Below are 16,409 nucleotides of genomic sequence, written 5' to 3' on the forward strand. Positions count from 1 at the left end.
GGCGTCATTCTCCCGTTGATGAGTCCTGCTGGTGATTGAACCAGCTTTCCAGGATCAGCACAGCGGCCAGGTCATCCACGCCATGGCGACCGAAGTCACTGCTACCGCCCCTGGCCAGTACCGCATCCTTGGCCTCGAAGCTGCTCAGGCGCTCGTCCATCATCTCCACCGGCAGGTGGAAGCGCCCATGGATTCGCTTGCCGAACTTGCGCGCCCGGGCACACATATCGCTTTCAGTTCCGTCCATATTCAGGGGCAGACCAACCACCACCAGGTCAGGCTGCCATTCTGCCAGCAGGGCTTCGACCTGTTGCCAGTCGGGCACGCCATCACGGGCGGGAATCATGGCCACCGGACCTGCGGTACCCAGTAACGACTGACCGAAGGCGACGCCAATACGCCGCAGGCCGAAATCGAAGGCGAGAACCTGCTGGCCGCGACTACCCCTCTGGCCTGCCTCAGGCATGGCCCACCGACTGATCCAGCTGGCCGGGGTCGATGCCCATCCGGGCCAGCACTGATTTGTAACGGTCCTGCCAGGGGGTATCGAACAACAGGACATCACTGGCGGGGCAGGCCAGCCAGGCATTACCGGCCAGCTCTTCTTCCAGCTGGCCGGCACTCCAGCCTGCGTAACCAAGGGCGACCAGGTAGCGCTCCGGGCCCGCGTCATTACCGATGGCCTGGAGGATATCCCGGGAGGTAGTAACCTGGATACAATCACTGACCGCGACTGAACTCTGCCAGTCGCCACCGGGCGGGTGCAACACGAAGCCCCGCTCCTGCTGAACCGGGCCGCCGGCAAATACCGGCACCTCCAGGTGCCCACCGTCCATGTCCAACTGCTCGAGAATTTCCCCAAGAGAGACATCCAGGGGCTGGTTGATCAGCAAGCCAAAGGTACCGTCGTCACCATGGTCACAGATGTAGACAATACCGCCATGGAAGTTGGGGTCGCCAAGCCAGGGCGAGGCCACGAGAAAGTGATCCTTGAGATTCTGCAGGGGCTGCTGGTGCTCACTCATCCGGACGACAGCCCCCGGCGCTGGAATGACCAGGTACGTATGATTTCAAGCTCATCTGTTTTCTCACGCATTTCCTCCGGGAAAGGTGCGAACGGCGCTGCCAGGCGGATAATGCGGATGGCGGCATCATCCAGGACGGTGCTGCCGGAGGATTCGAGAATACTGACTTCCTTTATGGTGCCATCCTTGCGCAAGGATACCAGCAAACGCAGGTCACCGTAGATACCCCGATTGCGGGCCTCTTCCGGGTAGTTGCTGTTGCCCACCCGGGTCACCTTGTCGACCCAGCTGCGAACGTACCAGGCATTGGAGGACTGCAGGGTAGACGCAGCGGTTACCCGGGTGACCCGAGGCCGGCGGGCGTAGGCCTGTTTCTGGGCGTCCAGGCGCGCTTCCAGGCTGGCGATCTCCAGGCTTCGCTCCATCAGGCTCTTCTTTTCCGCAACCGGCAGAGTCTCTTCCGGCGGCTCCTCACGGTCTTCGCGGGTCACGGTAGCGTCAGACTCAGCCCGGGCCTGCACCACCTTTCGCTCTGCCTGTGGCTGGCGCTCGGTTACCGTCGGCGGCTCCGGCTGCACCGGCGCCACTTCACGGGCGTTGACCTCTGCGACCTCCGGGGTGGTCTGTTCGAGCTTTTCCTCGGCCTCGCCACTGCCCTGCTGGTTGGTGGCCGCCAGGAAATCAGCTTCTTCCGGTGCCTGCTCATCGTTGAAGCGGGACAGGGTGATTTCCATGGTGGATGCGCTGGTGGCGGGCTCTTCCGGGGCGAACGTCACCCCCAGCAAGACGACTGCATGCAGCGCGAGCGCCATGAACAAAGTAAACATCAGGCGATCGTTCGCCGTGACCTGTGCTGCCATTCCTGCCACTTCCGGGGTTTCTGACTCAGGGGATCGGGCTATTATCCCAGACGACGCTCGATGGCATCCATGAGCTGGCCCGCAATATCGATACCGAAGGCCGCATCCAGCTCCCGCACGCAGGTGGGACTGGTGACATTGATCTCGGTGAGATAATCGCCGATCACATCGATGCCAACGAAGATCAGATTCTTCTCTTTCAACACCGGGGCAACGCGGTCACAGATTTCCCGATCACGGGCGGTGAGTTCCCGCCCCTCACCGCGACCGCCGGCTGCCAGGTTGCCTCGATTCTCCCCGACAGACGGTATCCGCGCGAGGGCATAGGGTACCGGCTCACCCTCGATCAGCAGTATGCGCTTGTCGCCCTCGGTAATCTCCGGGATGTACTTCTGGGCCATACACTGGTGCTGGCCGTCGTTGGTGAGGGTTTCAATGATCACCCCCAGGTTGAAGTCGTTTTCACGGACCCGAAAGATGGACTTGCCGCCCATACCGTCCACCGGCTTCATGATCACGTCTCCATGCTCACGGTAGAATTCCCGCAAGCGTTCGGCTGAGCGGGTAACAATCAGGGGCGGCGTGCAGTCTTCAAACTGCGTGGCAAACAGCTTCTCGTTACAGTCCCGCAGGGCCTGGGTCGGGTTCACGACCAGCGCACCCTGCCTTTCCGCCGCCTCGAGAATGTGGGTGGCCATCAGGAACTCCCGGTCTACCGGCGGATCCTTGCGCATCAGGATGGCGTCCAACTCACCCAGGGCAATATCGTCCTCGTGACCGAAGGTATACCAGTGCGCCGGATCCATCCGGACGTCCAGGGAGCGTACCCGCGCCCGTGCCTGGCCGCCTTTCATATAAAGGTCCGGGAGCTCCATATAGGCCACCTCCCACCCTCGCTGCCGGGCAGCCCAGAGCATGGCCAGTGAAGTATCCTTCTTGAACGAAATATCCTGGATCGGATCCATCACCACGCCGATTCTGAGTGTCATTGTGCCTCTCCGGTCAATTGACGAAAAACAGGAACCCGTCTACAGAGCATACTGATGAAACGGTGCTATGCTGCAGCATGATGGTATTGTACCGGGCGCCGGAATGCACCTGCGATCCGTCTGCGCCGAAATTCTGTCGTTCCGGTCCGGCAATTTTGTGACTCTGTACAATACGACACAAACTGAAACTTTGTTGCACGTCACGAATAACCTATAAATAGAGGGGCTTGATAGAACACCTTCAATTTGTGTGTTAAAAAAGCCAATCTCTGAACTCCGACACTCGCAGAGCGCAAGGCAGTTGCACAATGGATGACAACTTCGAAAATCTGAAAATCATGGTGATTGACGACAGCAAGACCATTCGTCGCACCGCAGAAACGCTGCTCAAAAAAGTGGGCTGCGAGGTAATCACCGCGACGGACGGATTTGATGCGCTCGCGAAAATAGCCGACTCCCACCCCGATATCATTTTCGTGGACATCATGATGCCACGACTGGATGGCTATCAGACCTGCGCCCTGATCAAGAACAACTCCGCATTCCGCAAGACACCCGTTATCATGCTGTCGAGTAAGGACGGGCTGTTTGACAAGGCCAAGGGGCGTATTGTCGGGTCAGACCAGTATCTGACCAAACCGTTCAGCAAGGACGAGCTGCTTAACACGATTCGCCAGTATGTTCCCCAGGCGGAACAGTGAATCCGCCCTACAAGAGAACCACCGAGGATAACATGGCCCGCATTCTGATCGTTGACGACTCCCCCACCGAAATCAAGAAAATTTCTACCATTCTGGAAAAGCACAAGCACGAAGTCCTGACCGCCGACAACGGTGCTGATGGCGTTGCCATGGCCCGGGCCGAGAACCCCGACCTTGTGCTGATGGACGTAGTCATGCCCGGACTGAACGGTTTCCAGGCCACACGACAACTGACTCGCGCACCGGAAACCGCCTCCATCCCGGTGGTAATCGTGACCACCAAGGACCAGGAAACCGATCGCGTCTGGGGCACCCGTCAGGGCGCCAAGGGCTACCTGGTCAAGCCGGTAAACGAGAGTGACCTGATCAACACCATCAACAGCCTCGTGTCCTGAACAACCGTCCCTTGGAGTAAGCATGTCTGCCCAGGCCACACCCTTTGCCGTACTGACGGATATTGCCCGGCGAAGCCGGTCCCTGGCTGCCGGCCTGCCCGAACAGCAGGAAGCGGTGACCCTCTGGAACGGTATCGGCTTCATGCTGGCCGGCCAGCGCTTTGTTGCTCCGATGGGCGAAGTAGTCGAAATCCTCCACCTCCCCCGCTTCACCCATGTGCCAGGGGTTCATCCTTTTATGCTCGGGGTGGCGAACGTTCGTGGTCGCCTGCTCCCACTGATCGACCTTGCCCAGTTCTTTGGCTTGCCGCGGAGCGCCCGCAGCAACCGTGACCGGCGGGTGCTGGTGGTGGAACAGGACGACATATTCACCGGCCTGGTGGTGGATGATGTCGCCGGTATGCAGTATTTCGCCGAGGACAGTTTTGTGTCCCGGTCAGAAAACATCCATGAAGCCGTGAGCCCCTTTGTGCAGGGCGGCTATGTCCGTGACGACGAAATCTGGAACGTGTTCTCAACTTTTGCGCTAATCGATGATGAGCGCTTCCTGGATGTGTCACAGTGGTAATGTTTACGGCCGTGCCGGCACTGCTGGCCGACTTACCCTCCGAAACCTATTTGCCAAAAAGAAGAGAGGCCGGGAGCCAAAGATGAAAAACAAAGCCGGAAGATTCAGCATGGGACAGGGCGCCAACAGGTTTGTTGCCGGCCTGATCGCAGTGCTGATAGCACTTACCGTGCTGCTCGTTGTCGTGCTGTTCATTATCAACCAGGACAGCCGTAACGACCAGGAGTACATTGCCTACACCGGTGAGCTGCGGGTACTTTCGCAGGAAATCACCAGTAACGCCACAGAGGCGGCCGATGGTAACGAGGAAGCGTTTACCCGACTGCAAGGCAGCCGCAACGAGTTTGCGGAACTATGGGGTTACATCCTGGAAGGTAACCCGCAAACCGGCCTCCCGGCCAGTGACCTGGCAGCTGACAGCCAGGTTCAGCCTTACTGGGATACCGTTCGTGACAGCGCCGACAGCATTGTAAACACCCGAGAGGAAGTACTTGGCCTGCATGAGGTTGCCAGCACGCTCAACGAGACCATTCCCCGCCTTCAGGTGGAATACCGGGATATCGTCTCCGTCCTGCTGGACAACAATGCCCCGGCAGACCAGGTTGCCCTCGCCCAGCGGCAGTCGTTGCTGGCCGAGCGTATTGCCCGGGCGGTGAACAGCGTTCTCTCCGGCGAGGAAGACGCGGTAGTCGCTGCCGACCGTTTCGGCCGCGACGCCACTGAATTTGGCCGCGTGCTCCAGGGTCAGCTGCAGGGCAACCCGGCCATGAGCATTTCCCGCATCAATATCGAAGAGGCCCGCTACGGCCTGGAAGCGGTACAGGAGCTGTTCCAGTACGTCTCCCAGAACATTGACGCGATTCTGGAGGCCTCTCCCGACCTCTACAGCGTCCGTAACGCCTCCAACGATATCTTCCAGAACTCCCAGCTACTTCTGCAGGAAATCTCCACCCTGGCGGATCGCTTTGCCGACCAGGCTGGGTCCCGCGTGATCAGCCCACTACTGGCGTACCTGATCCTCGCCCTGATGGTGGCCACGGTTGTGGCCATCGGTGTGGTGCTGTACCGCGCCGCCCAGGAGCGCCTGGCCCAGACCCAGGCCCAGAACGAACAGAACCAGAACGCGATCCTGCGACTGCTGGACGAACTGGCTGACCTGGCGGACGGTGACCTGACTACCGAGGCCACGGTAACCGAGGACTTCACCGGCGCCATCGCTGACTCCATCAACTACGCCATCGACCAGATGCGCGGCCTGGTACAGGCTATCCGGGGTACGGCAGTACGGGTTGCCTCCGCTGCCCAGGAATCCCAGTCCACGGCCATGCAGCTGGCAGACGCGTCCGAGCACCAGGCCCAGGAAATTGCCGGTGCCTCTGCCGCGGTCAATGAGATGGCGGTGTCCATCGACCAGGTATCCTCCAACGCCGCCGAGTCCACCGCGGTTGCGGAGCGCTCGGTTGCCATCGCCAAGAAAGGCGCGGAAGTGGTACAGAACACCATCCGCGGCATGGACAACATCCGCGAGCAGATCCAGGAAACCTCCAAGCGGATCAAACGACTGGGTGAGTCTTCCCAGGAAATCGGTGACATCGTATCGCTGATCAATGACATCGCCGACCAGACCAACATCCTGTCCCTTAACGCCGCTATCCAGGCCTCTATGGCCGGTGACGCAGGCCGGGGCTTCGCGGTGGTTGCGGACGAGGTCCAGCGCCTGGCGGAACGCTCCTCTGCAGCGACCAAGCAGATTGAAGCCCTGGTTAAAACCATCCAGTCGGATACCAACGAAGCGGTTATCTCCATGGAACACACCACCGCCGAGGTGGTCCGCGGTGCACGCCTGGCACAGGACGCAGGTGTTGCCCTGGAGGAAATCGAAAACGTATCCATGAGCCTGGCGGAGCTGATCCAGAACATCTCCAACGCTGCACGCCAGCAGGCGTCGTCGGCGGCGCACATTTCCAACACCATGAACGTCATCCAGGAAATCACCTCCCAGACCTCTTCCGGTACCAACGCCACCGCGCGGTCTATCGGAAACCTGGCCGAGATGGCATCCGAGCTGAGGTCTTCGGTTGCCGGCTTTACCCTGCCGGAAGAAGACCAGGTCGATGCCATGGAGCGCGAAGAAGACAACGTACCGGTGGTCAGCTGACCACCGTTGCCAGGGGCGATGAGGGTTTATGGCTGAAGCACCCCGCAACCTGTCACCCGGCTCCGAACACTGGGCGCTGCGCCCGCTCCCTGACATGGACGAGGCGCAGTTCCACCAGTGGAAAACCCTGCTGGAACACCGGACCGGCATGGCCCTGGCCCCTGAGCGCAAGTCCTTCCTGGAAACCAACATTGGTATCCGCATGCGGGAGATCGGATGCGGCAGTTTCCAGGCCTATTACGAAAAGATTGTGGCCGGACCGGAAGCCGTCGTGGAATGGTCCACCCTGGTGGACCGGCTTACCGTCCAGGAAACAAGGTTTTTCCGGGATGGGGATGCGTTCCGGCTGGTGTCAGACTATGTGATGACCCGGCCACGGGAGCAACTGCGACATCGCCCGCTTGAGGCGTGGAGCGTGGGCTGCTCCACCGGCGAGGAAGCCTATACCCTGGCGATCCTGCTGAACGAGTGTATGGCGCAGCTAAAGCTGCCACCACTGTACGGAGTGACCGGTTCTGACATCAGCAAGCCGGCCCTGGACAAGGCGCAACAGGGGCTTTTCAACCCCAGGCGCCTGAACGGCATGGATGACAGCCTCCGTCAGCGGTATTTCCGGGCAGGAGCCCGTAACAGTGCGGAAATTGCAGAAAGCATTCGCGAGCGTGTCTGTTTCACCCGGCTTAATGTGCTGGACCTGAAGCGGGCCCCCATGCACGGGATGAACATCATTTTCTGCCAGAACCTGCTGATCTATTTCCGTCGCTGGCGACGGCGGGAGATCGTGACAAGGCTGGCGGAACACCTGGCCCCCGGCGGCCTGTTGGTGCTGGGGCAGGGTGAGATCACCGGCTGGCAACCGCCGGGAATGCAGCGGGTTCCCTCGGAACATGTGCTGGCGTGGATTCGCCGCCAGTCAGACGACGAATAACCGGAGTGGTTATGGGCAACAACCATGACAGTATCGCCCTGGACTGGGTTCGTGGCGAAATAGAACAAACACTGACGCAGAGCCAGCAGGCGCTTGAGGCCTATGTCGAGAACCGTGAAGACACGGCGCGCCTGCGCTTCTGCCTCAATTACCTGCACCAGGTAAACGGTACCCTCCAGATGGTCGAACTGCAGGGTGCCGCCCTGCTCACCGAGGAAATGGAAAAACTTACCCAGAGCGTGCTCAAGGGTGAGGTAGTCGACACCGACCAGGCCCTGGACAGCCTGATGGAGGCCATTCTCCGCCTGCCTCGCTACCTGGAAGGACTTCGCAGCAGCGCTGACGACCTGCCCCTGACTCTCCTGCCCCTGCTCAACGACCTGCGGGCTGCGCGCGGGGAGGGTCTGCTTTCCGATCTGTCACTGTTCCGGCCAGACATGGCCCAGGCCCGCTTCGAGGCCTCGCCCAGGGTTGCCCGCCTGCTGCAGGACCCCAAGATCCTGGCCAACGTCGGCAAGCTGGGACAGATGTTCCACCGTGCCGTGAACAGCATTGTCCCCGGCAAGGACAACAACGCTCTGTACGACAACCTGCAAAAGGTGATCCAGCGCCTGGTCAAGCTGTGCACCGGCACGCCCCGTGAGCAACTGTGGCGCGCCACCGGTGGCTTTATCGAGACGCTTGAGCAGAATATCAACGAGCTGACACCGGCCACCCATGCCCTGCTCAAAGAGCTGGACGACGAAATCGATCGTCTGACCCGGGAGCCAGACGACATCCTGCGTCAGCCAGTGCCGGAAACCCTGTTCCGCAACCTGCTCTACTACATAGCCCAGGCCCACGAAGCCACGTCTGCCTATATTTCTGACATTCGCGACCGCTACGGCCTTGAGCAGGCGATGCCCACAGGCGGCAGCTTTGACAGCAGCAGCGGCCCGGGCCGGGAAGCTATTCACTCAGTCGTGCTGGCGCTGAACGAGGAAGTTGCCCGCCTGAAGGACCAGCTCGACTTGTTCGTGCGCGATCAGAACCGCCAGAACCAGGATCTCGAAGAACTGTTGCCGGGCCTTCGCCAGGTAGCCAATACCCTCGCCGTGCTCGGCCTGGGTAACCCACGCCGTATCATCGGTGAACAACTCGATGTAGTGGACAAGCTCCTTGGCCAGAGTGACACCGTGGATGATGGCACCCTGCTGGACATCGCAGGGGCGCTGCTCTATGTCGAAGCCACCCTGTCCGGTATTGACCGGGACCGCCACCTGGCCCCGGACGGCGAAACCAGCAGCGAAGAAGACGAGTCAACCGGCCCCGGCCGCCAGGAGCTCGGTGACGCCCACAATGCCCTGCTCCGGGAATCCCGCAACGCCCTGGAACAGGTCAAGAGCGCGGTGGTCAACTTCATCGCGTCTCAGTGGGATCCGCGGGAAATCGAACATGTACCCGAAATGCTCTCGAGCATCGAGGGTGGCCTCAAGGTCATTCCCCTGGAGCGGCCAGCCCTGATACTGGCCGCAGTGCGCGATTACATCCAGCAGGTATTGCTGGAGCGCAAACGTATCCCGGACTGGAAACAGCTCGATACCCTGGCAGACACCATTACCAGTATCGAGTATTACCTGGAGCGCCTCACAGACGGCATCCGTGACAATGAATCCGTGCTTCGGGTTGCAGAGGAAAGCCTCCGCACCCTTGGCTTCCCCCCTGGCGCCGAGCCCACCTGGGTTGAAGCGGACACTGACGCTGCCCCGTCGCCCACCAGCGCCGAAGAAGCGCCGCCGGAAGCGCCGGTGCAGACCGCCAAGCACTCCGACATGGAGCTGGTGGACGACGAAATCCTGGAAATCTTTGTCGAAGAAGCCGGCGAAGTCATGGCTACCATCAACACCTGGTACCCTCGCCTTCGCCAGGACCACGATGATCGCGAAGCACTCACGGAAGTACGCCGTGCCTACCATACCCTCAAGGGCAGCGGCCGACTGGTAGGCGCCACCAGCATTGGTGAGCTGGCCTGGTCCATCGAAAACCTCCTCAACCGGGTGCTCGACCAGACCCTGCGTCCCACCGAAGACCTGTTTGCCCTGGTGGACGACGTCAACAACCGTGTCCCCTCGCTCATCGAGGAATTCCGCAACGGAGACGTAACCGGCGACGTGGATACACTGATCCAGCGGGCAGAGGCCATGGCCGATACCCGCAAGACCAGCCACAGCGAAGCGGGCGCGCCGATTGAGGCAACAGACACACAGGTAAGTGGCTCTGATGAGGATGCCACCCCGGCACCGGCCAGCCAGCGTGAAAGTCTGAGCACCACCGACAGCGGTTTCGACAACGATGATCTGATCGATGATGAAATTATCGAGATCTTTGTCGAAGAAGCCGGAGAGGTACTCGGAACCATCAATGAATACCTCCCCATGCTGCTTCGCCAGTATGACGATCGTAGCGCCCTTGCCGAGGTTCGGCGTGCATTCCACACGCTCAAGGGTAGTGGCCGCATGGTCGGGGCCAGCGTCGTCGGAGAACTGGCCTGGTCCGTCGAGAACATGCTTAACCGCCTCATCGACGGCACCGTATTCATGAACGACGACATTGCCGGATTACTGCGGGAGGTTACCGACACCATTCCGTCCCTGGTCACTGATTTCGAACAGCGCCGCGCGCCCTCAGTGGATACCACCCCCCTGCAGGAGCAGGCGACCGCGCTGGCGAACGGCGAAATTCCGGGCACCCGGGCAATGCCCGAAACCGACCAGGAAGCGGACCACGAAGCTCCTGAAGATGTACAGCCAACACCGGAGCCCGAGGCGGGTACAGGGGCCCCTGACGCCGCTGTGGAAGCAGCGGAAAGCAGCGAAGACCTGGTGGACCCGATACTGGTTGAGATTTTCGAGAGCGAAGCCCGGACGCACCTGGCTGCCCTGGAAGCCTTCCTTGAGGATACCGGCGGACGCAGCAGTGTCGCCTATACGGACCAGGTTTCCCGCGCCCTGCATACTCTGAAAGGCAGCGCCAACACTGCTGCCATCGAACCCATTGCACGGGTCGTCACCCCACTGGAGCAGTTCGTCAAGCAGGCCCGGGCCGAAAACCGTCGTGCCGACAGCGACGTCATCGCCCTGATCCATCAATGCTGCGAGTTCCTCAAGCAGGGTCTCGACCAGCTTGACAGCACGCCGCAACAGCCACTGCCTGGCACGGACTCCTATCTTGAGCAACTGGCCGCAGTCTCTGCCCGTACCCTTGGACGCCGTGACCCCGACGACGAAGAGGCGGCCGGCAGCACCGACAGCCAGCTGGTGACGCTGTTCCTCAACGATGGCCTGGATGTACTGCTGGATGCTGACCGGATTGTTCAGGACTGGGCGGCGACCCCGTCGCAGACCAGCGACATTGGCCGGCTCTCCCATGAACTGGGGCAGCTTGCTTCCGGTGCCCGGGATGCCGGACTGGTGGATGTGGCTGAGCTCACCCGCGCCCTGACACAGGTCTATCACAACGCACTGGCACATCCCGAAGGTCCTGACGACTGGTTCATGGAAACCGTTCAATCAGCCCATGAGCACCTAATCAACCTGATGGACCAGGTCGCCGCGGGCCTGGCCACACAGCCGGACCAGACCCTGCTTACCGAACTCGAGGTACTGGCGGACTCATTGTCCACACCGGAACCTGATGTCGACGAGCCCGAAGAGATCGACTATGAAGGTTACGACCTGCCGGCCGGTGAAGCGGAATCAGACACAAGCACCCCCGACACCGACGATGGCATGGATGACGAGCTGGCCGAGATCTTCCTGGAGGAGGCCCAGGACCTGATTGCCAGCACCGCCGATGCCCTTGAAGACTGGCAGTCCCGGTCCGACAACAGTGAAATGCTGCGTTTGCTGCAACGGGATCTGCACACCCTCAAGGGTGGCGCCCGCCTGGCAGGCGTCCAGCCCATCGGCGACCTGGCCCATGAGCTGGAAACCCTGTTTGAAGGCCTCGCCGAACATCGCCTCGGTGTCACCGAGGAACTCTCGGACCTGCTGTTCCGTTGTCACGACCGCCTTGCAAGCATGGTCGACGCCCTTGCCGCCGGTGACTCTCCCCGTCCGGCCCCGGACCTGGAAGCAGACATCCGGCATTATATGGATAACGCCAACGGTGAGCGTCCGGTCACACGGATTCCGGGAGCCAGTGACCTCACGCCCCCGGACGGGGAGTCCGCCGAGCAGCCCGGTGACGGTCCTGAACAGCCGGTACAGCAGGGCGAGCCCGCCGAGCCGACTGACACTGCCGGGCCTGCTGACCTTGAAGCCGGCGACGAGGAGCTGCCGGAGCTGGATATCAGCGATCTCGGCAACGAACTCGAACAGCTCCACGAGGACCTCGACGATGGTGCCGGCGATTCCGGCCAGGTCGCCAGCTCAGCGGCAGCCGAACAGGTCCCCCCGGAAGAATCCGGCGAAACCTATGACCTTTCCCACCTGGATCAGGAGCTGGTGGCGATCTTCCTGGAAGAAGCCTACGACCTGATCAATTCCACCGGCAGCGCCCTGCACAGCTGGAGTGAGAACCCGGCGGACAGCTCCCTCGCAAGCGAGCTGCAGCGAGATGTGCACACCCTCAAGGGCAGTGCCCGCATGGCTGGCGTCGACCCCATCGCGGACCTCACCCACGTGCTGGAAGACCTTTTTGAACGGGTCGCGGACGGCCGCATCGAGGCCAGCGCCGGGATGCTCGACCTGCTGTTTGCCTGCCACGACCGGCTCGCGGGCATGGTGGATGAGATTGCGACAGCCCGGCCCTGTGCCCGGGCGACGGGACTGATCAATCAGGTACAGGCTATTATCAATGGGGAACCGGCCGGCGCAGTCACTCAAAGAGCGGACGTCGACACCGCAGCCACACAGCCGGAGACTGCCGCGCCCGATCAGGCCGAAGTCCCGGAAGCCGAACTCAGCGAAGAGGCTCCGGAACTCACCGCTGATGAACTCACGGGCATGTTCCTCGAGGAAGGCCTGGACATCAGCGAATCCATCGAGGAAAGCCTGTCCCAGTGGCGAGAGGATCCGGAGCAGCTCACGGGGATTACCCAGCTTCAGCAGGAGCTCCATAGCCTCAAGGGCGGAGCGCGATTGGCCGATATGGACGCAGTAGCAGACCTGGCCGAAGCCTGGTCTGATGCACTCGGCCCTCTGCTGGAAGGTTCCGGCAACCAACCGCTGGTGCTGACCCTCAGCGAAAGGGCGAACGCGGGCCTCAAGGCCATGCTCGAGCAGCTTGAGGAAGGCAACCGGCCGCAACCGGACACCGGCCTTTTGCGCCTGCTGCAGGAGGCGGCCAGTCACCTGGACGAAGAAGAGGACGCGACCCCGGAATCGGCCACTGCCGACGACGATAAGCCCGACACCGAAGTACTGGAGATTTTCCTGGAGGAAGCCGGGGAAATTCTGGACCAGCTGGAACAGCTGCTGGCCGACTGGCGCCAGGAACCGGAAAGCCAGAACTTCAGCCACGAGGCCCAGCGTGCCCTGCACACCCTCAAGGGTGGCGCCCGCCTGTCTCGCCAACCCAGGCTCGGGGACCTGTCCCACGAGTTCGAGGCGATGCTCACCGAACTGGGAGACCAGCCCCCCGCCCAGGACGACTGGAAGAAAATCACCGAACACCACGATGCATTGATAGCGTCTGTCGCCAGGATTCGTGAGAACTTCGAGAACTACCTGGCCAGCCAGGCGCCGGACCTTGCCACCCCGGTCAGTAGCGACCAGTCCAGGGCGGGCGAATACCGTGGGCCGTCCGCCAGTGCCGAATCGGCACCGGTCGTCAGCAAGCCACAAACAGCCCGCAAGGCCATAGAGAAGCGCCGCAAGGACAGTGCAAGGGCAGCACAGGAAACCATCCGCGTCTCTGCCCCCTTGCTGGACGAGCTGGTTAACCTGGCGGGTGAAACCAGTATTACCCGTGGCCGGCTGGAACAGCAGAACAGTGATTTCGGCCATACCCTGGACGAAATGGCAGCCACCATTGACCGTCTGCGAGAGCAGTTGAGGCGAATGGACATCGAGACCGAGGCCCAGATCCTGTTCCGCGCTGAGCAGGAGCATGGCCCGGACTACGGTGACGACTTCGACCCGCTGGAAATGGATCGTTATTCGTCGATCCAGCAGCTGTCCCGGGCCCTGAGCGAATCCGCCTCTGACCTTGCTGACCTGCGGGAAACCATGTCTGACCGGGTGAGGGACACCGACACCCTGCTGGTGCAGCAGTCCCGGATCAACACCGAGCTGCAGGAAGGTCTGATGAAGACCCGGATGATCCCGTTCGCCTCCATGGTGCCCAGGCTTCGACGGATCGTCCGGCAGATCAGCGGCGAGCTGGACAAGAAGGTGGAATTCGACGTCCGCAACGCGGAAGACGAGCTCGACCGCAACATTCTGGAGCGCATGGTGGCCCCTCTTGAGCACATGCTCCGGAACGCCCTGGACCACGGCATCGAGACTCCGTCGGACCGGGCCAGGGTCGGCAAGCCGGAAACCGGTCAGGTGACTCTGAGCCTGAGCCGTGAAGGTGGCGAAGTGGTGTTGCGCATGACCGACGACGGCGCAGGCATTCCCAGCGCGGTTATCCGTCGAAAGGCCATCGAGCGGCGCCTTCTGGGCGAGCACGAAGACCTCAGCGAGCGGGAAATCCTGCAATTTATCCTGCAGCCGGGCTTCTCCACGGCCGAGGCGGTTACCCAGATTTCCGGCCGGGGCGTGGGCATGGACGTGGTCGCCAGCGAGATCAAGCAGCTCGGTGGCAGCCTGGACATTGACTCACAGGTGGGCCACGGAACCACCTTTACCGTGCGACTGCCGTTTACGGTATCGGTCAACCGGGCGCTGATGGTTTCTACCGGCGAGGACTTCTATGCGATCCCGCTGAACACCATCGAAGGTATCGTGCGGGTCAGCACCTGGGAGCTGGAAGAGTATTACCAGCCGGACGCGCCCCTCTACGAGTACGCCGGCCAGCAGTACCGCCTGCAGTACCTGGGCGGCCTGCTCCACAGCGACCACCGCCCCAAATTGCAGGGCCAGGCGCTGCCGTTGCCGGTAATCCTGGTGAGGGGCTCCGAGCAGCCCATGGCCCTGCAGGTAGACAGCCTGCTGGGTAGCCGGGAAATCGTCGTAAAATCCCTCGGGCCCCAGTTCAGCTCTGTGCGCGGGGTATCCGGTGCCACCATCCTGGGTGATGGTAATGTCGTGGTGATTCTGGACCTGCCGGCCATGATCCGCTCCGATATCCTGTCCGAGCGACAGCGCCTGGCCGCTCAGGCCGCGCAGCAACAACAATACCGGGAAGACCGGCCCACCCTGGTTATGGTGGTGGACGACTCGGTGACTGTGCGCAAGGTCACCTCGCGCCTGCTGGAACGTAACGGCATGGAAGTGGTCACCGCGAAGGATGGCCTTGATGCCGTTGCCCAGCTACAGGATCACAAGCCGGACATCATCCTGCTGGATATCGAAATGCCCCGGATGGACGGCTTCGAGGTAGCCAGCTTCGTGCGCCACGATGACGACCTTCGGGAAGTGCCGATCTGCATGATCACCTCCCGTACCGGCGCCAAGCACCGTGATCGCGCCCTGGCGCTGGGGGTCAACGAATATCTGGGCAAGCCATTCCAGGAAACCGAGCTGCTTGACACAATCGAGCGCCTGACCAGCGAAGAGCCTGTAAACGGAGGGCGTTGATGACCACGGACGGCGAGCGACCAGCTGTAGCCATCGTCTCTGATGATGTGTTGCAGCGCCACCGTCTGCAGGAAACGACAGGTCGTTTCGGGCTACGCCCGGGGTTTTCCGGCTCGCCGGAGCGTGTACTGGGCTACGAGGCCTTACCGGAAGCCAACCTCTGGCTGATTACCCTGGAGGACGAAGCGGACCACCCGCAGCTGTTCGACCACCTGCTGGACCATACCGACGCTCCCATCCTGTTCGGTATCGATCCAGCGCCCAGGCCCGGCAGCCGGGACTTTGTCCGCTGGGAACGACGGCTGCTGGAAAAGCTGGAAAAGCAGCTCGGCCCGCTGGAACAGACGGAGTCCGGAGAGGACCTGGCGGAGCTCGCCGAGCAGCCTTCACTCCCGACCAGTGGCATGGATGTCGAGTTGCCCACCTGGATCATCCCGGCCCAACCAGGGCAGCAGGCGGAGGAGATCTGGATACTGGGAGCCTCGCTGGGCGGCCCAGCGGCAGTGAAGTGCTTCCTTGATCACCTGCCACCCGGATTGCCGGTGGGCTTTGTGTACGCCCAGCATATCGACGGCAACTTTACCGATGTGCTGGCCCGGGTGCTGGGCCGCCACGCCCACTACCGGCTCCAACGGGCGCAGGAAGGCATGCGCATCGCCTGTGGCAGGGTGACCGTTATACCGGTGGACAAGGAGTGGGGCCTGACCGCCGATGGCGCCCTGACCGAAAAAGACCGACCCTGGCCTGGCCCCTATGGCCCCTCCATCGACCAGGTCCTGCTGAACTTTGGCGATCATTTCCGGGGTCGCTGCCATGCCATCCTGTTTTCCGGCATGGGAAATGACGGGGCTGTCGCGGCGCCCATGCTGAGGGCCTTCGGCAGCCAAATCTGGGTACAGGCCAGTGACACCTGTGCCAACAGTGCCATGCCTGAGGCCGTTGCCGGCACGGGCTGTACCAGCTACTCCGGTTCGCCGCAGGAGCTGGCCCGGGCACTGGTACGAACGCTGGCCGACGCAGCCCTGGTGAAACAGACAACGTCGCAGGATGTAACCTGAGGA

General features: G+C 61.6%; 11 protein-coding genes. 7 read left to right on the top strand and 4 right to left on the bottom strand.

From position 1 onward, the window contains the following. Window positions 1-4 precede the first annotated feature (4 nt). Genes ruvX through gshB form a run of 4 tightly spaced genes read right to left on the bottom strand, consistent with a single transcriptional unit; the run spans window position 5 to window position 2,874 of the window. The gene (gene ruvX / locus LJ360_RS18380) at window positions 5-466 is read right to left on the bottom strand and encodes a Holliday junction resolvase RuvX (RefSeq protein WP_091851997.1); all 462 of its coding nucleotides are present in this window, start codon (window positions 464-466) and stop codon (window positions 5-7) included. Beyond that, window positions 459-1,025 (bottom strand): YqgE/AlgH family protein, encoded by a 567-nt coding sequence (locus tag LJ360_RS18385; RefSeq protein ID WP_091852000.1) that lies wholly within the window; start codon window positions 1,023-1,025, stop codon window positions 459-461. The genes ruvX and LJ360_RS18385 overlap by 8 nt, the downstream gene beginning before the upstream one ends. Beyond that, a complete protein-coding gene (locus tag LJ360_RS18390; protein WP_091852003.1) occupies window positions 1,022-1,885 on the bottom strand; it encodes an energy transducer TonB in 864 nt (287 codons plus the stop codon). The genes LJ360_RS18385 and LJ360_RS18390 overlap by 4 nt, the downstream gene beginning before the upstream one ends. 41 nt (window positions 1,886-1,926) lie before the next feature. Beyond that, on the bottom strand, window positions 1,927-2,874 hold the full coding sequence (gene gshB / locus LJ360_RS18395) for a glutathione synthase (RefSeq protein WP_091852006.1): 948 nt from the start codon (window positions 2,872-2,874) through the stop codon (window positions 1,927-1,929). 308 nt (window positions 2,875-3,182) lie between these two features. Here gshB and pilG point away from each other — a divergent pair, with 308 nt between their 5' ends. From pilG to LJ360_RS18430, 7 genes are all read left to right on the top strand, one after another. Then, window positions 3,183-3,575, top strand: a complete 393-nt coding sequence (pilG, locus tag LJ360_RS18400; protein WP_091852009.1) for a twitching motility response regulator PilG — start codon at window positions 3,183-3,185, stop codon at window positions 3,573-3,575. 32 nt (window positions 3,576-3,607) lie between these two features. Continuing rightward, entirely contained in the window at window positions 3,608-3,970 is a 363-nt protein-coding gene (pilH, locus tag LJ360_RS18405) for a twitching motility response regulator PilH (protein ID WP_091852208.1), read from the top strand. Window positions 3,971-3,992: 22 nt separating this feature from the next. Next, window positions 3,993-4,538 carry a chemotaxis protein CheW gene (locus LJ360_RS18410; RefSeq protein WP_091852012.1) on the top strand — a complete coding sequence of 182 codons (546 nt, stop codon included), beginning with the start codon at window positions 3,993-3,995 and terminating at the stop codon, window positions 4,536-4,538. An 82-nt stretch (window positions 4,539-4,620) separates the two neighbouring features. After that, a complete protein-coding gene (locus tag LJ360_RS18415) occupies window positions 4,621-6,696 on the top strand; it encodes a methyl-accepting chemotaxis protein (RefSeq protein ID WP_264994695.1) in 2,076 nt (691 codons plus the stop codon). Between the two features lie 28 nt (window positions 6,697-6,724). Continuing rightward, entirely contained in the window at window positions 6,725-7,624 is a 900-nt protein-coding gene (locus tag LJ360_RS18420) for a CheR family methyltransferase (protein WP_091852020.1), read from the top strand. An 11-nt stretch (window positions 7,625-7,635) separates the two neighbouring features. Then, window positions 7,636-15,348 (top strand): Hpt domain-containing protein, encoded by a 7,713-nt coding sequence (locus LJ360_RS18425; RefSeq protein WP_264994696.1) that lies wholly within the window; start codon window positions 7,636-7,638, stop codon window positions 15,346-15,348. Beyond that, the gene (locus tag LJ360_RS18430) at window positions 15,348-16,406 is read left to right on the top strand and encodes a chemotaxis protein CheB (protein WP_264994697.1); all 1,059 of its coding nucleotides are present in this window, start codon (window positions 15,348-15,350) and stop codon (window positions 16,404-16,406) included. Before LJ360_RS18425 ends, LJ360_RS18430 begins: the two co-directional genes overlap by 1 nt. The last annotated feature ends 3 nt before the right edge of the window (window positions 16,407-16,409 follow it).

Source organism: Marinobacter sp. AN1 (assembly GCF_026013985.1).
Taxonomy (GTDB): domain Bacteria; phylum Pseudomonadota; class Gammaproteobacteria; order Pseudomonadales; family Oleiphilaceae; genus Marinobacter; species Marinobacter segnicrescens.